Source organism: Clostridium muellerianum (genome assembly GCF_012926525.1).
Classification (GTDB): domain Bacteria; phylum Bacillota; class Clostridia; order Clostridiales; family Clostridiaceae; genus Clostridium_AM; species Clostridium_AM muellerianum.
Window position 1 is genome coordinate 113,759 of sequence record NZ_JABBNI010000009.1, and the last position, 19,158, is coordinate 132,916.

At 29.8% G+C, this 19,158-nt stretch carries 12 protein-coding genes and 1 riboswitch; of the genes, 5 read left to right on the forward strand and 7 right to left on the reverse strand.

The window, feature by feature from the left end; translation table 11 throughout:
• Positions 1-117 precede the first annotated feature (117 nt).
• On the reverse strand, positions 118-4,275 hold the full coding sequence (locus HBE96_RS04695; protein WP_169296599.1) for a 5'-nucleotidase C-terminal domain-containing protein: 4,158 nt from the start codon (positions 4,273-4,275) through the stop codon (positions 118-120).
• Positions 4,276-4,540: 265 nt separating this feature from the next.
• Here HBE96_RS04695 and HBE96_RS04700 point away from each other — a divergent pair, with 265 nt between their 5' ends.
• Positions 4,541-6,886, forward strand: coding sequence for an ATP-binding protein (locus tag HBE96_RS04700; protein ID WP_243186837.1), 2,346 nt, complete (start codon positions 4,541-4,543; stop codon positions 6,884-6,886).
• Positions 6,887-7,089: 203 nt separating this feature from the next.
• Here the strand turns inward: HBE96_RS04700 and HBE96_RS04710 are convergent, their stop codons facing one another.
• The gene (locus tag HBE96_RS04710; RefSeq protein WP_169296600.1) at positions 7,090-7,605 is read right to left on the reverse strand and encodes a serine/threonine protein kinase; all 516 of its coding nucleotides are present in this window, start codon (positions 7,603-7,605) and stop codon (positions 7,090-7,092) included.
• 327 nt (positions 7,606-7,932) lie between these two features.
• On the opposite strand from HBE96_RS04710, the gene HBE96_RS04715 reads away from it, so the two are divergent.
• Together HBE96_RS04715 and HBE96_RS04720 are read left to right on the forward strand one after the other, a co-directional pair.
• On the forward strand, positions 7,933-8,373 hold the full coding sequence (locus HBE96_RS04715) for a cell wall hydrolase (protein ID WP_169296601.1): 441 nt from the start codon (positions 7,933-7,935) through the stop codon (positions 8,371-8,373).
• A 75-nt stretch (positions 8,374-8,448) separates the two neighbouring features.
• Positions 8,449-8,859: a hypothetical protein gene (locus HBE96_RS04720; RefSeq protein WP_169296602.1), complete on the forward strand. Its 411-nt coding sequence runs from the start codon at positions 8,449-8,451 to the stop codon at positions 8,857-8,859.
• A gap of 92 nt (positions 8,860-8,951) precedes the next feature.
• Here HBE96_RS04720 and gcvT read toward each other — a convergent pair whose 3' ends face one another.
• Positions 8,952-10,031, reverse strand: a complete 1,080-nt coding sequence (gcvT, locus tag HBE96_RS04725; RefSeq protein ID WP_169296603.1) for a glycine cleavage system aminomethyltransferase GcvT — start codon at positions 10,029-10,031, stop codon at positions 8,952-8,954.
• 139 nt (positions 10,032-10,170) lie between these two features.
• A riboswitch (glycine riboswitch) is annotated at positions 10,171-10,269 on the reverse strand.
• Positions 10,270-10,493: 224 nt separating this feature from the next.
• Between gcvT and HBE96_RS04730 the strand changes: the two genes are divergently transcribed.
• Together HBE96_RS04730 and HBE96_RS04735 are read left to right on the forward strand one after the other, a co-directional pair.
• Entirely contained in the window at positions 10,494-11,423 is a 930-nt protein-coding gene (locus tag HBE96_RS04730; RefSeq protein ID WP_169296604.1) for a metal ABC transporter substrate-binding protein, read from the forward strand.
• Between the two features lie 631 nt (positions 11,424-12,054).
• Positions 12,055-13,215, forward strand: a complete 1,161-nt coding sequence (locus tag HBE96_RS04735) for a MerR family transcriptional regulator (RefSeq protein ID WP_169296605.1) — start codon at positions 12,055-12,057, stop codon at positions 13,213-13,215.
• A 446-nt stretch (positions 13,216-13,661) separates the two neighbouring features.
• Here the strand turns inward: HBE96_RS04735 and HBE96_RS04740 are convergent, their stop codons facing one another.
• From HBE96_RS04740 to HBE96_RS04755, 4 genes are all read right to left on the reverse strand, one after another.
• On the reverse strand, positions 13,662-15,386 hold the full coding sequence (locus HBE96_RS04740; protein ID WP_169296606.1) for a methyl-accepting chemotaxis protein: 1,725 nt from the start codon (positions 15,384-15,386) through the stop codon (positions 13,662-13,664).
• Positions 15,387-15,827: 441 nt separating this feature from the next.
• On the reverse strand, positions 15,828-17,015 hold the full coding sequence (locus HBE96_RS04745; protein WP_169296607.1) for an ABC transporter permease: 1,188 nt from the start codon (positions 17,013-17,015) through the stop codon (positions 15,828-15,830).
• On the reverse strand, positions 17,016-17,717 hold the full coding sequence (locus HBE96_RS04750; protein ID WP_169296608.1) for an ABC transporter ATP-binding protein: 702 nt from the start codon (positions 17,715-17,717) through the stop codon (positions 17,016-17,018).
• A 27-nt stretch (positions 17,718-17,744) separates the two neighbouring features.
• Positions 17,745-19,124: an efflux RND transporter periplasmic adaptor subunit gene (locus HBE96_RS04755; protein WP_169296609.1), complete on the reverse strand. Its 1,380-nt coding sequence runs from the start codon at positions 19,122-19,124 to the stop codon at positions 17,745-17,747.
• Positions 19,125-19,158 lie beyond the last annotated feature (34 nt).

The following is a 19,158-nucleotide window of genomic DNA, read 5'->3' on the forward strand; positions in this document are numbered from 1 at the left end:
TAATCTTTAAATATTACATCCATACCATCAAATATAATCCACTAATTCAAAAACATGTATATAAGTAAAAAGTGGCTATTGCACTAATTAAAATTAGTGCAATAGCCCTTTTAAAATTTATTTGCCTACACCTACTGGAAGTGCAGTTTGTCCTCCTAGTAATACTACAATACTACTAGAATTAGTCTTGCTATTAATATAATCTACAGTTACCTTTGGAACATTTTTATAAACTAACATTATTGGAGAAGAACTTTGTGCTGCTAATGCAGAACCTGATAATCCATCTGCAAACTCAGTACCAGTTTGGCCATCTCCTAATGCTACAAACATTTTGTCAAATTTCAAATCATTTTGGAATTGTTGCATTACTGCTACATTTGTTTCAAATCTGTCACTTCCGCCAAGTCTTACTGCTTTATTAGATAAAACTTTATCTACAGAAGCCTCTACTGATTTATCAACTGCGCCATTTAATCCAATTATATAAAAACTCTTTGTCCTATTTTGATTAATATATAAAGCTGCGCTGTCTGGAAGTCTATTACCTTCTGTTAAAATTATTGGCATTCCTTTTGATGCAGCCACTGATGATACTGATAAAGCATCTGGGTAATTATATCCATTAACCAAAATAGCTTTGTCTTTAATTCCCACTTCTTTTGCAATATTTACAGAAGTTTCAAATCTGTCTTTTCCATATATTCTCTTAACTTCTGGTTTTACTTTTAGGCTGTTTTGTATATTGTTTTCTATTGTTTTAGATACAGAACCTTCGCCACCAACAATTATTACATGTTTTACATTTAATCTTTCTAGCTCAGCTTTTGAAGACTCTGGAAGCATATTTTGCTGTGTTAATAATATTGGTGCATTATACTTTTTAGCCATTGGTGCTGCACAAAGAGCATCTGCAAAAACTTCACCATTAGCAATTATTGCCCAGTCAGAACCCTTTTCCCATCCATTTTTAGAAATGGCAGCTGCAGTTTCATATCTATCTGCACCCTTTATTGTTTGTACTGTGAATGGATATATTGGAGTAGTACTTATTTTCCAATTGTTTGCTGCTACTGGTGTAATAGTTTTATTATCTTGAATATATTTATTCATCATGTTTCTAACTTGGCCATCATCGCCTAAAGTCTTAGATGAATCATACATTACTACAGAGGTATCTCCAGGTTTTAAACCTGCTGCAGCCATAAAACCTCCACCGCCATTAAATCTATAGTTATTTATAGCTACTGTAAATTCATCTGTATCTTTTACTGATACACCATTAAACTTTAAGTTCTTAATTCTATTTCCTGATTTAACTTCTCCTGTTTTAGTATCTACTGTACATGCTGGTTGAGTTACGTCAATATCATAAGTTGCTCCATATAATTGATCTAAATTATAATCTGGAACATTTAGAATTTTATCCTTCTCTACTGGATCATTAGGATTGTTTACCTGTTGATAGTATTTTGCAGAAAACTCCATCCACTTTTTAAGCTGTGCTCCATTCATTTTTATTCCATATAGGAAGTTTTCAAATACATATACTCCCATTATATTTTGAAGTGTTATGTCACCTTTGGGTATATATGCATTTTCACTTAAAGGTGCTGCTATAGATAATTGAGTACCAGCTCCTTTTGCCTGTACTTTATTTATTAAGTCCATAAGAGCTGTTGACTGAATTGTTTGTCCCTTACCTACAAACTCTCCTGTTGATTGTCCAATTATTGTTGCCATATACTTTAAAGTTGCATCTTGATAAGGCTGAGCTAATTTAGTTATAGCTGGGTCTGCTGCAACTTTATCATCCATAGGTACTGTTTTAGCATTAATACTTCCCACAGTTCCATTTGCATTTATGTTTATATCTAACTGTGAAACATATTGTGCTGATTTTGCTGGTTCTGTAACAGGAACAACTTTTCCTGAAGGATTCTTTAATGTAAGATCTCCTGAAATATTTTTGTGGGCATGTCCGCATATTATAGCATCTATGCCATTTACACTTGTTGCTAAAGCTTTTGTTTGATTTTCAGGTATTGTATCTGTAATTGTTTCTTCTCCACTGTGTATAGTAACTATTACTATATCTGCTTTCTCTTTATCTTTTAATATTGGAACCCATTTTTTAGCTTCTTCTACTGGATCATTGAATTTTAATCCATTATAGTTAGATGCATTTTCCCAATTAGGAATACACTTAGTAGTTAATCCTAATATACCAACTTTAATATCTTTTCCATTTACATTAAGAGTTTTTGTAGTATATGGTTTTACAAAATTTGAATTATCAGAAGTTTTATAAGTATTTGCTGATAATACATTTATGTTTTCTTTTTGCGCATCCTTAACTACTCTATTTAAAACTTCTAATCCATAATTAAATTCATGATTACCAAATGTCCATGAATCATATTTCATAGCTCCCATAACCTTCATCATTGGGTATTCTGATTTTGTATCTACTTTATCATAATAATAAGATAGTGGAGTTCCCTGAATAGTGTCTCCAGAATCTACAAGCATTACATTTGGATTCATGCTTCTTAAGTTATTTATATAAGTTGAAACTTTAGCTAATCCTAAATTTGCAGGTTTTCCTGTACTATAGTCTAAAGGATATATACTTCCATGAACATCTGAAGTTCCCACTATAGATATTTGGGCACCTCCATTAGTTGCTATCCTCTTATCCATTGAAGTTACTGCATTTTTATTTGCTCTTACATTTTCAATTAAAGCATCTCTTACAAGTATATGTGTGTCATTATAAGTTGATTTAATTGATGGCTCATTAAATACAGTAAAGCCATCTCCACCTGTTGCTATAAAATCATTAGTAGCAACCTTTAAAACTTCTTTATCAGAAATAGCTGTACCATCTGCTCTTTTTATATCTATTACTCTATTTCCTGATGGCTTTGTTGAATCGTAATTAACTTTAACTCCTGACATTTGAATTCCAACACCATTGTCTGCAAACGCCTTTTCAAATACCTTTGTTAACTGTGCTTTATTCATATTCACTGTAGTTACTTCATTATCAAAAGGCATTAAGTAGAATATAGTTCCGACTGTTATATCCCCTTTTGGTATATCAACTCTTATACCTCCATTATTTTGAAGTCCAACATCTGCATTGCCTTTACTTCTTATAACATCAGTTACCCAATTTCCTAGGTAAGATTCTCCGTAAGGTGCTGCATTTTGTTTTCTAGTTAAGTCTTTATCTGTATTACCTATTACTTCATTAAAAGTTGGTCCTACTTCTTTCTTTGCATCAGCTACTATAGATAATGCATTAGAATCAGTACTTGGATTTGCTGCTTTATATCCATTATCTTTATTATTGTCTAATGCTATATAACTTGTAGTTGGGTTAATAAATGATACTTTTCCTGAAGATTCTACAGACATTTTTAAATCTATAAAACCTTTTCCTTGAGCTCTACCTATTACAACTGGTATACCTGTTTTACTTACAGCTTGTACAGCAGTATGTGAATGTCCTCCTATTACTGCATCTACATTAGATAGCTTGTCTGATATATTGAAAACTTCACCTGTTTTACAATCTTGATTGCTACCTTCATGCATAAGTGCTAAAATTACATCTGCTTTTTTAGTATCTTTAATATCTTTGGCTAAATTATTTATTTCAGTTGTAGGGTCTGTAAATTTATAATTTGCTACATTACTTGGAAGAACTATACTTGGTGTTTCTGTAGTTATTGCACCTATAACTGCAATTTTTACTCCATCCTTATTTATAATTTTATAAGGCTCAAAAGCCCTTTTCCCAGCGCTTTTATTGTAAAGGTTCGCACAAACGATTGAGTATTTAGAATCCTTCATTGTAGTGTTTAGTATTTTATCTAATCCCCAATCAAATTCATGATTACCAAGGGCTGTTACTTCCATTCCTATACTGCTCATTAATTTTTGTACAGGAACTCCAAATAAAACATTTGACATTGGTGATCCTTGATATAAATCTCCACCACCAAGAATTAACGTTCTATCTGGATTTGCATTTTTAATATTACTAATGTTTTTAGCAAGTACTGCTCCTACAGGTAACGCAGGTGTACTTGCATCCTCTAATGTACCATGAAAATCTGTAATTTCAATTAAATCGAATATTTTCCCAGATTCACTTGCTTTAACTTGTGTAAAAGCAGTTGGTGTAAAAAGTGATACTACCATCAACACTGCTACTATCCATGCTGTCCATTTCTTGTTTTTTAAAGCTTTAAACAAAATTATCATCTACCTTCCCTGAAGATTTATTTATATTGTAAACATATTCATATATTTAAATTATATAACAGTGTTAATTTTTTGTAAATTGATAATTACATTTTTGGAAAAATAAAACTTAACATGTAACTATTTAAACTTTTTGTATTGATAGAAATATATAGGTGTACTATACTTTAAACAAAGCAGTATTATTTTTAGATTATTTATAATTTTAGGCATATGAAAGGGGTGGAGAAAAAAATAGATTTTATTATCTATTTTTAATTTAGTTATGAAAAATTTATTAAAAAATGAAGAAGATTTTAGAGAACATTTTAAATTTTTATCCTATATATCTGTACCATTTTTTTTAATACATAATGATAATACTATAAAAGAATATAACTCCCCAGCTATTGAAATGCTTCATACTATTTACATGGACGAAAACATAAAAACTTTTAATGCTAAGTTTGATAATGTTTTGTTTTTTCTTAAACATGAATTTGTTAAATTTAAGACAAGCATTGAAAAAACTACAGTATTCGTTAAAAAAATAAATTTAAATGATATTACCTGGAAATTTAATGGAGAATTTATAAAACATAATAATTCTACACTTTTAATTATAAATTATCGTCTTGAAAAAGAAGAATATACAAAAATATCAGAAAATGAAAAGCTTCACAAAGAGTTATACAATAGTGAAAAAAAATTTAGAAGCATATATGAGCAATCTCCTATTGGAATAGAACTTTTCGATGCTAATGGAGAAGTTCTGTCTTCAAATAAATCTTTCTGTGACATGTTTAATCTAGACGACATAAAGGAATTCAAATACTCTAATTTTTTTAGCAGCCCTCATATTTATGAACGTGTAAAAACTATGATTAAAAACAAAAAAACTTCCCGTGTTACTTATAGATATAAGTTAGATCAACATGTTGATTTTAGAAACAACAAAAACGGAATTTATTATTTTGATATTGTAACTACTCCAATATTAGATGAGCAAAAAAATTTAACTGAAATTTTACTGCAGGTACAGGATATCACTAAACTTAAAACTGTGGAAAGAATGGTTGAAAATTTTACTAATCTTTCTGATGACATATTCTCCATATTTGATTATGATGGTAAATTTCTTCAAGTAAGTGGTGGAATTAATACAGTTTTAGAATGGAATAAAAAGGATGTTTTATATAAGAACTTTAAAGATTTTGTTCATGAAGATGATATAGAATCTTCTATTGACGATTTCTCCTATTTATTAAAATATGGTAGACACATATTTAAAAATAGATATATATGTAAAGATGGCACCTATAAATGGATTGAATGGAATTCATTTGTTATCAAGGAATACAAGCTTATTTACTCTATTGGAAGAGATATAACTAAAAGAATGGAAAGTGAAGTGGAACTAAAAAAGGCTAAAATTGCAGCCGAACAAGCTAATATTGAAAAAAGTAGATTTTTAGCAAACATGAGCCATGAAATAAGAACCCCAATAAACGGAATAATGGGCATGACAGACTTAACCTTAATGACAGAATTATCAGAAGAACAAAGAGAATATCTAAACATGGTAAAAACTTCTTCTAAACACTTACTGGATATAATAAATGATATTTTAGACATATCTAAGATTGAATCCGGTAAATTTAAACTTGATTTAATCCCCTTTAATCTTGAAGAAAAGGTGATTAAAATAATTAAAAACTTTTCTGTTCTTGCCCATAAAAAGTTTTTAGAAATTATTTATTTTATTGATCCAAATATTACTGAAGGAAATTTAGTAGGTGATCCTTTAAAATTAGGTCAGATATTAATGAATCTTCTAAGCAATGCAATCAAATTTACAGAAAGGGGAAGCATAATTGTTTGTGCCAAAAAAATTCAGGGATCTAAAAATAAAATTAAAATTCAATTTTCTGTTAGTGATACTGGAATTGGCATACCTGAAGATAAAATGGATAAGCTTTTTAAAACCTTTAGTCAGGTAGATGATTCTTACACTAAAAAATACGGAGGTACTGGGCTTGGACTTTCTATATCTAAACATCTTGTAAATATGATGAATGGTGATATATGGGTAACAAGTAAGTATACTCAAGGAAGCTGCTTTTATTTTACTGCAGAATTTTTACCAGAAGAAAGTTCACCTGAGCATTCTTTTAAAAGAACAAATGAATTGGATAATGTACCTGATACAGCAAAATATAATAATGAACTAACACCAAATATAATCCAAATTAATAAACTTAAAAACATTTTAATTGTGGATGATAATGAAATAAATCAAAGATTTATTTCCACTTTAATAAACAAGAAAGGTTATAACTATTTTAGTGCCTTTGATGGAGTGGAAGCTTTAAATATATTAAAACAAATAAAAAATATTGATTTAATTTTCATGGATATACAAATGCCAAATTTAAATGGATTAAATGCTACAAAAAACATTCGAGATATGGAAAAAACTACAGGTAATCACATTCCAATCATAGCCATGACAGCCTATGCTATGGTTGGTGATAAAGAAAAATTTTTGTCTGCAGGTATGGATGATTATATTTCAAAACCAATTGACTATAATACACTTTATGAATTAATAGAAAAATTTCTAAGTAACTAAACTAAAGAATAAATTAAAATTATGCTGTATTTAGGTTCCTTTTTACAAGGATTTAAATACAGCACTTTTAACCAATTTAACTTTTTTCAGCACAAAGTTTTTATCCCATCACTACCATTGCTAGCAGGCAAACTCCACCTGAGTCTAAGAATCAATTGATAATAAACATCATTTAGTTTAGCACCTGTTATTCTAAAATAAAACTAATTCTTCCACTTTTTATATAAATCAGACCTTTCTTCTTTCAAAATGTTATAAAATTTATTTATGACACCTAAATTTTTTAAGTCTCTTATCATAAGTTCAGGATATTTTACCGTTTTTATAAGCTGCATAGAAGGATCTATAACCTTTATTTTTTCATCTTTGATTACATATATATGAACTCCTCTCATATCTAACCTTTTAAATCCAAGTCTTTTAAATTCTTCAATCATTCCTACTAAATTCAACACTAATCTTTTGCTTAATCCATATTTTTTTATATAAGTATTTAAATCATCACCTTCTACATACTCCCTTATCATTATTTTTCCTTTTCTTTCATAAACCTTTGGAAAATAATCACTTCCGCTAGCCATTTTTAAAACCTTATACTCTTCTAAGCATCTATCTTCTCTTTTGCATATCTTTATTGCTTTTCCATCAGGCATCAAATATACCTTACCATTTTTACCATGTCCTAAGTATTCATATTTGCTTACATCAATACAACCCATTATTACTTTCTCACCTCTTTAATTAACTATCTTCTTTATTTACTATATTGATTTAATATAGTAAATGTACTTAGATATCTGAAAGAAAATAACAAGTCCAATATGTGACGGATATTTTTTGTAAGATATGGGGCAGGTTTCGCAGAAGATTAAGCCATCTAAGGATTCTGTGGACACAATATTACAAAAAATAGACTAGCATATGGACCTGTTACTTTTTTGAAGGTGCCTTAGTTATATCAATAATAAATCCCATAAAAATTGTAACCTTTACCACTTAAATGAATAAACTATTATTATAATGATAACAATCGAGGTGAATAATATATGTCCTATTCAGATAGAGAACTACTGGCAAGGTTAATTAAATGTGAGGCTGGTGGTGAAGGTGATAATGGAATGAAAGCCGTTGCTACCTCTATTATGAATAGAGTTAGAGTTCCTTATGGTGAATATCATAGAATTGGTCAGGGGGATATTAGAAAAATAATTTATCAAAAAGGTCAATTTGACTGTATGCGTTCAGTTTTAGGTGGTGTAGCTAATCCTCAAACAATTTGGGCCAATCCACCAGAACAAATACATTATGATGTTGCAGATTGGGCATTAGCTGGAAATAGATTATACCCAATAGGTTATTCACTATGGTACTTCAACCCATTTGCTCCTTGTCCTTATAATTTCCCATATAACAAAACAGGAAGTTTTCAAATAAAAGTATTAAAACATTGTTTCTATAATCCAACCGCACTTTATGCTAAAACTTAAAATTAAACTATACACTTATCATAAATTTTTATTATATATGAAAAAACAAAAAATTTTACACAAGGAGGTTTATTTATGTTTCCTCAATATTGTTTCAATTGCTTTAATCCTTACATGATGGACTATAATTCGGATGATACTATGTCTCGTCAGAAACAACCACCTACTCAACCGGGTCAGCCCCAAATTATGCAGCAACCACCTACCCAACCTGGTCAATCCCAAATCATGCAGCAACCACCAAGCTTTGAGCAGGCTCCTGGTTCACCAATGGACCTAGGTGTTGAGTATACTCAAGGATATCTAAAGACACAGATAGGTAAAAGAGTCAGAATATTTTTCTTAATTGGTACTAATATAGTACAGGATAGAGAAGGAATTTTAACGGATGTTGGAATTAGTTATATCATTCTAAGAGAAACAGGAACGAACGTTAGAGTACTATGTGATATATATGCAATTAAATTTGTAAATATATTTCCTTAAAAATATACAATAAATATACATAGACTTTAAATACAATTTTTAAAATTGTATTTAAAGTCTACTGTAGATTATAATCAACTTAATTATTAAATTTACTTTGTTACTTTAGCTTCAACTAAATCATTCATATTTTTAATGAATATTATGGTTCCACGCTTTGAGTACTTTGAATCCACTAAGGCCAGTCCCATATTTTTTTTCTTTTTAGGTGAAAATTGTTCTGCAGCTACTACACCTATTTTCTTTCCATTAAAAATAACATTAGATCCAGAAATTTCACTGTTACACTTATCTCCTGTTTCAAATTTTACAATTTTTCTTTTAATTCCTCTTTCATTTTCTTTCTGAAGAGCATTCTTCCCAATGAAATCACTTTTCCTTAAATTAACATAAGTTTTTAATCCGGCTTCAAATGGGGTTACATCTTCTAAAAGTTCATCACCAAAAGGAGGCAAATTAGCATCTAATCTTAATGCATCTCTTACACAGGAACCTACAGGTTTAATTCCCTCTTGAGTTCCTGCTTCTAATATACTATTCCAAAGTAGCTTTAAATCATTAGGTGAGGTATAAATTTCAAACCCATCTTCTCCAGTATACCCAGTTCTGGAAATTAAACATCTTACTCCACAAACATTAACATTTCTTCTAAATCCTAAATACTTAATTTCTTTAAGATCTACATCTGTTAATCCCTGTAATATAATTTCTGATTTAGGTCCCTGCAGCTCAAGCTGAGAAACTTCACTTGAAATATTAATTATACTTACTTCATGTTTCTTTTTTTTGTTTATAAGCCATTTAAAAATCTTTTTTACATTACCTGATTTAATGGTAATCAAATAATCATTTTCATTTAATTTATATAGTAATATTATTTCAATAACTGCTCCATAGGGATAGCACATAAGAGTATACATTGCCATATTATCTTTCAAATCTTTAATATCATTAGTTACCAAACTTTGAATAAAATTAAAAGCATCTTTACCCTTTATTTGAATTTTTCCTATATGTGAAACATCAAATAATCCTGCTTTTTTTCTTATGGCTTTATATTCTTCTGCTATTCCTTCAAATTGCATTGGTAAAGCCCAGCCTGCAACTTTGCCTATCTTTCCACCATATTGCTCATAAACATTGTACAGTGGATTTTTCTTTAATGCTTCCATAATGTTACCTCCTATGTATTTATAATAAAAAAGAATCATACAGGCATATCTTTACAAATTGCCCACATGATTCTCTGTTATTCCAATTAAAAAACTTCATTTTAAAAAATAATAAATTAAAAATAGAGCTTCAGAGTTTCGTCCTATAATGCTACATTTACCTGAAAGTTTCTATTAAAACCGTGGTGTTTTAATATTGCTTCTTCGGTTAACAAAAGTTATCTCACATTATTTTCATCCGAATATATATATTCTTTTATTACGTAATTCATTATAACACTTTTTGAATTCATTTTTAACCCATTTCTATGAATAATTTATAAAGTTTCAGTTATACTTTTTAATACTTTATTTAATTTATGCATAATTATTAAATGCATTGACAATTAATTAATATAGTTATATTATAATTTTATGTTCAAATGCAAACTATTTGCATTTATTTTTATGAGGAGTGATCAAATGTTAAAAAAGCTAATTTTACTATCTGCTGTAATCTGCATGTTTATTACATTATCAGCTTGTAGCAATAAACAAACTTCATCCGTAAACAGCGCCAATAATCAAAAATCACAAACTAATAAGCTAAAAGTTGTAGTTTCCTTTAATGCTGTAAAAGAATTTGCAGAAGCAATAGGTAAAGATAAAATAGAAGTTGAAACTATAATACCAAGTGGAACTGAAGCACATGATTTTGAACCTAAGACTAAAGACCTAAAAGCATTAAGTGATGCAAATGTATTTATATACAATGGCTTTGGTATGGAACCCTGGACAGATGAAACATTAAAGGCTGTAAATAATAAGGATTTAATAGTAGTAAATGCATCAAAAGGTTTTACTCCAATAACTGCTGGAGATTCCGAAGCATCTAAAAGTGATAGAGAATATGATCCTCATTTGTGGATGAGCTTAAAGGGTGCAGAAAATGAAGCTAAAAATATAAAAAATGCGTTTATAAAAGCAGATCCTTCTAATAAAGATTACTTTGAAAAAAATTATTCAGATTTTCATAATAAACTTGAACAACTTTACAATGAATATAGCAGTAAGTTTAGCACCTTACAAAATAAAAATTTTGTTACAGGTCATGCTGCATTTGCTTATCTATGTAAGGATTTTGGATTAAAACAAAATAGTATTGAAGGTGTTTTTGCAGAAGGAGAACCAAGTGCTAAAAAGTTAAAAGAATTAGTTGATTACTGCAAGGAAAAGCATATAAAAACAATTTTTGTTGAAGATATGGTAAGTCCTAAAGTTTCAGAAACCCTAGCAAATCAGGTTGGAGCTAAAGCACAAAAAATTTATACTATAGAAAATTCAGAAGGTGGTAAAAATTATATAGAAACTATGAAGAATAATCTTGATATGATATATAATAGTTTAAAGTAGAATATATTTATAACTTAACTTTTGAACATATAAAGTTGTTACTTAATAAAAGCACATTGTGACGTAACTTAAAGTATAGTGGAAGTTTGGATTTTAACTTTTACTTCGTGATATAGGGTAAGTGTTTCATCACTGCTAAATGTTTCTAATTATTCTAAACCTCAAAATTTGTGAAAGCCTAAGAACTCTGTCAAACTCGGTTCCCTCAAACAAGACTAAAGTTCTAAGGCTTTCACAAACTTTTTACTAAGAATAATAAGAAACAATTTAGCTAATGTGATGAAACACTTACCCTATATCCCTACATAAAAGTTAAAATCCAAACTAATCACTTTAGTTGTACGCATTAATGTTGATAATTTTATAATTTAGGTTTTAAAACTTGAGGCGGAGCCTGATGTTCTAATATAATAAAGTTAATTTCAATTCAAATGTAATTTTAAAATATTTGAAAAATAGCGAACTAATATACATTAAATCCTATATTTTTAAAAATATGTTATAATGAGTACTATTAAAAACTATAATAAAATGAACAATAGTAAAAAAGATGACATAAAAAATATTATTAAATAGTGTTGACTCCAACCTAAGGTCAGAGTTTAGAATAATTGTGAAGGGAGGCGGTATCTTGAAAATCAGTGAGTTTGCTAAAAAGGCAGGGGTAACTGTAAAAACATTACTTCATTATGACAAAATCGGATTACTAAAACCAACTGAAAAAACTGACGTTGGATATAGAGTTTATAGTGAAAAGGATTTTTTGAGACTTCAGCATATTACTACTTTAAAATTTATTGGTCTATCTTTAAATGAGATAAATCAGCTTTTATATGAAACTGGAGAAAATTTAGAAAGTATGATTAGCATTCAAAAGAAAGCTTTAGAAGAAAAGAAAAAACATATAGAATCAGTTATAACTGTTTTTAATAAAGCTGAGAATCAAATAAAGGAAAATGAATTTTTAGAGGTTGAGAATCTCATTGATATTATCAAGTTAACCAATATGGAAGTGAAAGTAAAAGAACAATATAAAACAGCAGAAAATTTTAATTTAAGAGGAAATCTTCACAGTTATAATATCAATAAGACAGATTGGAATAAATGGTGTTTTAATCAAATGAAATTTCCCAATACAGCAAGGATATTGGAGTTAGGTTGCGGAACAGGAGATTTGTGGTATAAAAATGCATATAACATAAATAACAATTGGAGTATTATTTTATCTGATTTTTCTAAAGGTATGCTTCAAAGCACAAGAGAAATGTTGAAGGAAATAGATTATGAGTTTATGTATCAAGAGATTGATGCACAAGATATACCGTACGAAGATGAAAGTTTTGATGTAGTAATTGCAAGAAATATGCTTTATTTTGTTCCAGATATAGAAAAAGCGCTATATGAAATAAAAAGAGTCCTTGTTAAAGATGGTGTGTTTTATGCAACTACAACCGCACGTGAAGCTATGACTGAGTTAAACATACTTGTAGAAAAGTTTGATTCTAATCTTGGATTAAATAATAATGGAATGTGTGATAGGTTTGATGATGAAAGTGGACAAAAATTATTAAAAAAATACTTTAGTGAAATTAAAATAGATTTTCTCCAAGGAAAAATCGTAGTGCATGAAGCTGAACCTATAATTTCTTATAAAGCTTCTACGATAAATGGAAGTTCCATTCTTGTAGGAGAAAAAAAGCAACAATTTACAAAATATATAGAAGATTATATAAAAGAGAAAGGTAATATATCAATAACTACAAAAGGTTGCATATTCAAAGTGAAGAAGTGAGTCTTTAATACGTATCTTCCATACATGACGAATTATGGGTAGGTAATTCCACCTATAATTTTTTAAGGCCATATTTCAACATTATATTAAGAAATAGCTATTATGAAAGCTACGCTTTTAAGATAATAATAATAATAGTATATATGTAAAATGAAGTAAGAAGAAACGTTAAGCTGTATGAAGACTGATATATGTTATGCAGGAACATTCGAACAAATTTTAGAAGTTCTTTGCTTGAGATATTGAAAAATACCGTAATTTTTGCCAGGACGTCACATTTGAAGAGGTAGGTATTTTTCAATATCTCAAGCAATTAGAACTTCTTAATGAAGTGAGTGTTCCTGCATAACATATATCAGCCGTAATACAGCTTAACGTTTCTTCGGTTACTTGTGTCACATTATTTTTAAGCTACGAAATCCAAGCTATAATTCTGTTTTTGGAAATTATAATTTAAATCCTGATGTCATTTGTGTTAATTTCTTTGACATTTCTGATAAATTTTTTGTATTTTTTTCTATTTCATTCATGGTACTAAGCTGTTCTTCTATACTTGCACTTATATTTTCAGTACCACCAGCTATTTCACTAGAGCTGCTAGCTATAGTATTAATAGCCATTTCAATTTCCTTAGCGCTCTTGGCTTGCTGTTCATTAGCATTATTTATTTGTTCTATTTGAGTTACTATATCCTGTATATTCTGTATTATACTTCGTATACTTTCTCCAACCTCAGATGCTTTACTAACCCCATGAGACACTTTTCCTTCAACTTGCTCAACTGAACTTACAGCTGAAGCTGATTTTAATTGATTTTCTTTAACTAGTTCAGCTATCTGCGTTGCTGCATTATTACTTTCATCTGCTAGTTTTCTAATTTCATCAGCTACAACACTGAAACCTTTTCCAGCTTCACCTGCACGAGCCGCTTCTATAGCAGCATTTAGAGCCAACATATTTGTTTGAGCTGATATTCCCGTTATTATTTGAATAATCTCTCCTATCTTTTTTGAAGATATATCAAGATCATTTATCATCATTGAAACTTCTTTTGATGAAGAGGCTATATCTGTTATAGAAGAAACAACTTCACGTATTTTTTCTGCTCCTTCTTCTGCTATTTCTTTTGACTTCTTACTATTTATAGAAGTATTCTTTGTTGCCTCAGATGTTGATTCAGAAAACTTAGCTACTTCTGCAAGACTTGCTGAAGTTTCTTCTGAAACAGCAGCCCCATCTGATGTACTAGAAGATATCTCCGAAACAGTGCCTGCTATACTATCTAAGGACTGTGTTGTTGTTGTTGTTGCATCACTTAAATTTTCACTTAAAGATGTTATAGTTTCCGCTGAAACTGACACTTCCTTAATAATCGCATGGAGTTTGTCCATAAAGAAATCAAAACTTCTACTTAAATCTCCCATTTCATCTTTACTTTCATAACCTATTCTTTGAGTTAAATCACCATCACTTTCAGAAATTTCTTTTAGTTTTTTAGTAACCCTTTTAATTGGATTAACAGTTTCTTTTATTATAATTACAGATAAAACTAAAGTTATAATTATACATATTACTGAAAGTGATATTATTTCAATCATTGTAGTCCCAAAAATCTTTTTGCTTTGATTGTAAGTAGTATTGGCTGCCGTAACATGCTTATTTATAATTTCATCAAAGGATGCAGTTAATGCAGTTTTAGCTTTATCAAAACTAGCAGCATCATTAGGGCCTGAACTACCATTACCTGCACTTCCAACTCCTTGTTGTCCCGCAGTTTTCATAAATTCATCCTTAGCTGCTATAAACTTATCATAATTACTTAATAAAGTTTTATAATCAGCATCACTTTTATATTCTGATAAGCTTTTATCAATAGATGCTACTTTACTTGTAACATCACTTTTTATAGTATTTTTCGTATTTTCATCACTTGCGTCCATTAACGAACTACTTTTGGTTCTAATATATTCCACACTTGATTTCATATTCTCTAACTTAACAATTGGAGCCATTCTTGATTCACTTAGTTCCTTAATACCAATATTAACCATAGATAATTGCTTTACTGAAGCAAAACCCATTATTAGAAGAAACATAAGAAAACTAATTGAAAGCAAACTAATTTTTTGTGCAATTTTTAAGTTTCTAAAAAATCTTGTAAAAAAGTTCATGTAATTATCCTCCTCTGTATTTTTTATTGTCTCCCATATTCTATCGTTTACTACAGTTTGACATTAAAATACAAATATTAAATTTATATTTATATTTTAATATTAAATTGTTACAGTTAAGTTACAACTTTAAAGATAATTTTACCCATATTTCGACACTTTGTAAATACGTTTATATAAAAAATTAAAAATAGTTATTTTATAAAAAAAATACTGACAAATCATATTTGTCAGTAACTTATCATTTAGCTATTATCAATAAATCTTACCTAGTAGGAAAATCAGAGAACTCAAATTTTTAATTTAAAGTGAATGGCTTTCTCTTTAGAGTTTTGCTTCTGCTACTAAATTTAGATGAGTTATCTAGAGACTCAATTTCCATTATTACCCACTTTGATAGAAGTAGCAGATTTATAGGTAAGTAGCCATCAGATAAAACATTTATTCAAATCTTAAAGCCTCAATAGGACTTAATTTAGAAGCTTTGCTCGCAGGATACACCCCAAAAACTATACCTACAATAATGGAGAATAAAAATGATCCTAAAACTACATTACTAGATATTACAACAGATGTATTAAAGAAAGTTTTCATAACATAAGCTGCTACATATCCTCCTATAACTCCTAAAATACCACCAAAAGTGCTTATACTAGCTGATTCTAACAAAAACTGAAGTAATATAGTCATTCTTTTTGCCCCAATAGCTTTTCTTATACCTATTTCCCTTGTTCTTTCAACTACTGACACAAGCATAATATTCATAATTCCTATTCCACCAACTAATAGAGATATAGCTGCTACTCCTGAAAGCATAGTACTCATGCTGTCACTTGTTGAAGTAGCTGTTTCCAGGAGACTAGATTGATCCATTATTCTATAATTAGTATTTTCTGAAGAAGAACCACTAAATTTATTATTTAAAAATAATTGAAGATATCCCTTAGCTTCTGATACTGAATCCTGACTTTCTGCTTCAACATAAAAAGTTTTTATTTCTGAAATCTTAAATAGCCTTTGAACCACACTTAAAGGTACTATTATTTTGTCGTCTGGTGAATCTTGTCCACTACCACCTTGGGTAGCAAGCACACCAACTATAGAAAATATACTTCCATTTATATTAACTTCCTCTCCAACAACATCTGTACTTCCAAACAAAGTATCTGCCGCATCTGTACCAATTACTGCAACTCTATATCTACTATCTACATCATCCTGAGTTATGAATCGTCCGCTGCTTACACCTAATTTTCTTATAGTAGCAGAACTTGGAACACATCCTTCAATAGAAGTTGTAGTGTTTTTTGAACTTAATTCAGATTTTACTGTGGCATTTTGCTGTGACGCTGAAGGTGCTATATCTTTTATTCCAGGCTTTTTTTTAAGTTCATTTAATTCACTAGTTGTTACTGTTATACTTCTTCTTCCCATGATATTTACAGTTATAAGGTTAGTTCCCAAACTTGAAATCTTAGAAGCTACATCCTGTTTGGTACCCTGTCCCATACCTACTAAGGCTATAACAGAACTAATTCCTATTATTATGCCGAGCATAGTAAGGAAAGATCTCATTTTATTGGCCAAAATTGATGAAAGTGCCATCTTCACAAGCTTACTAAATTTCATTTAAATCACCTTACTATATTCAAAATTTACTTCATCTGATTCAATACATCCATCTTTTACAGTTATTATTCTTCTTGCCTCATGTGCAATTTCACGATCATGAGTTATAAGTACAATTGTATTTCCTTCTTTATTTAATTCCTTAAGCATTTGAATAACTTCTTTTCCTGTTTTACTATCTAACGCTCCTGTAGGTTCATCTGCAAGTAGTAATTCAGGCTCTGTAGCAAGCGCCCTCGCAATAGCAACTCTTTGTTTTTGTCCTCCAGAAAGTTCTGCAGGCTTATGTTTAATGTGAGATGTTAAACCAACTCTTTCTAAAGATTTTAAAGCTTTTTCCTTCATTTCTTTATTGCTTAATCCTTGGTATATTAAAGGCAACTCCACATTATCCAATATGTTCATTTTTGGTAGAAGATTATAGTTTTGAAATATGAAACCTATTTTTTTGTTACGAATTTCAGATAATTTATTATCACTGCAATTTGTGTCTTCTCCATCAAGAATATATTGTCCAGAAGTTGCCACATCTAAACATCCTATTATATTCATTAAAGTTGATTTACCCGCACCGGAAGGTCCTACTATTGATACAAATTCGCCTTTTTTTATAGTTAAATTAACATTACTTAAAGCCTTATATTCACTGCTGCCCATTTTATAGATTTTATTAATATCTTTCATTTCTATAACAAGATTCATATTATCCCCTCCCATGTTAAAATATCTTTACATTCCAGGAGGCGCTCCACCTGACATTCCTCCACCTTGCATTCCACCTTGTTGGCTACTTTTACTTTTATTTGATTTTGTACTCGTACTAGTGCTTTGTGTAAGTTCTGTCATAACAGTCTGATTCTCAGTAACACCACTTGTTATTTCAATTAAGGTTTTATTTTTAAGTCCTGTCTTTACTTCTACAAGTTTTCCCGGTTTTGCATTGTTAGAAGCTTTCCTGTTAGATGAGGTTGATTTCTTTGTCTCCTCAGAAACCATAACATACTTTTTGCCATTTTTTTCTGTAATAGCTTCCACTGGAACTGTTAATACGTTTGCTTTACTCTCTACTGCAATAGTAACATTGGCATTCATACCTATTTTTACGTTTTCCGGGTTGTCTATAGTCACAACTACACTATAAGTTGTAACATTATTGGTGGTTGTACCACTTTGTGAAATAGATTCAACACTACCTTTAAAAGTTTTATCCTTAACATCATCTAATTTTATTGTAGCTGTTTGTCCAGTTTTTACTTGATTAATATCTAATTCATCCACAGCCAATGTTACTTTCATTTTAGACGTATCTGTTATAGTAGCCATAAGTTTTTCATTTGTTACTATTTCACCATCTTTAACATTTAACACTGTTACTATTCCACTTATAGGCGTAGATATTGTAGATTTAGCTAAATCAGTCTGCTTATCACTTAAATTTTTTTGTGCCAGCTTAATGTCATTTTCTTTTTGAGCAATACTATTATTTAAAGTTTTAGCATCAAGTCTAAATAATACATCACCTTTATTAACGTTCTGACCAGTAGATACACAAACTTCCGATACTTTTCCACTAGAAGGAAATGGAACAGCTGTTTCATAAGAATTATCAGTACCTACTGTTATCATTGCCATTCCTCCATAAGTGGATTTTATAGAACTAATCTCATCTCCAACCCCTGCATATACAGCTCTCACTTTTCCACTTATTGGAGCAGTTACTACAAGGTCGTCCAGTTGATTTTTCAATGACTGTAATTCTAAATAACTATGCTGCAACGAAATTTGTGCATTCTCCACTGCTTGCTTGGTTGTGCTGTCATCAATCTTACAAAACAAATCACCCTTATTAACAACAGCACCTAACTTTGCCGTCATTCCATCCACAGTACCAGTGTTAGCTGAAAAAACATTTACTTCACTTACTCCTGTAACACTACCTGTAGCCTCTACAGTAATATCCAAATTAGTTTTTGTTGCCTTTAATAAGGAATACTTAGTAGATGCTAGGGCATTTTTAGATGTATTTTTTTTATACGCATAGTATCCTCCTAAACCAACTATAAGTATAAAAATTATTACAGCTGACATTTTTAAAACCTTTTCTTTCATGCTCAGAAACCTCCAAATCTAGTTTATCATCACT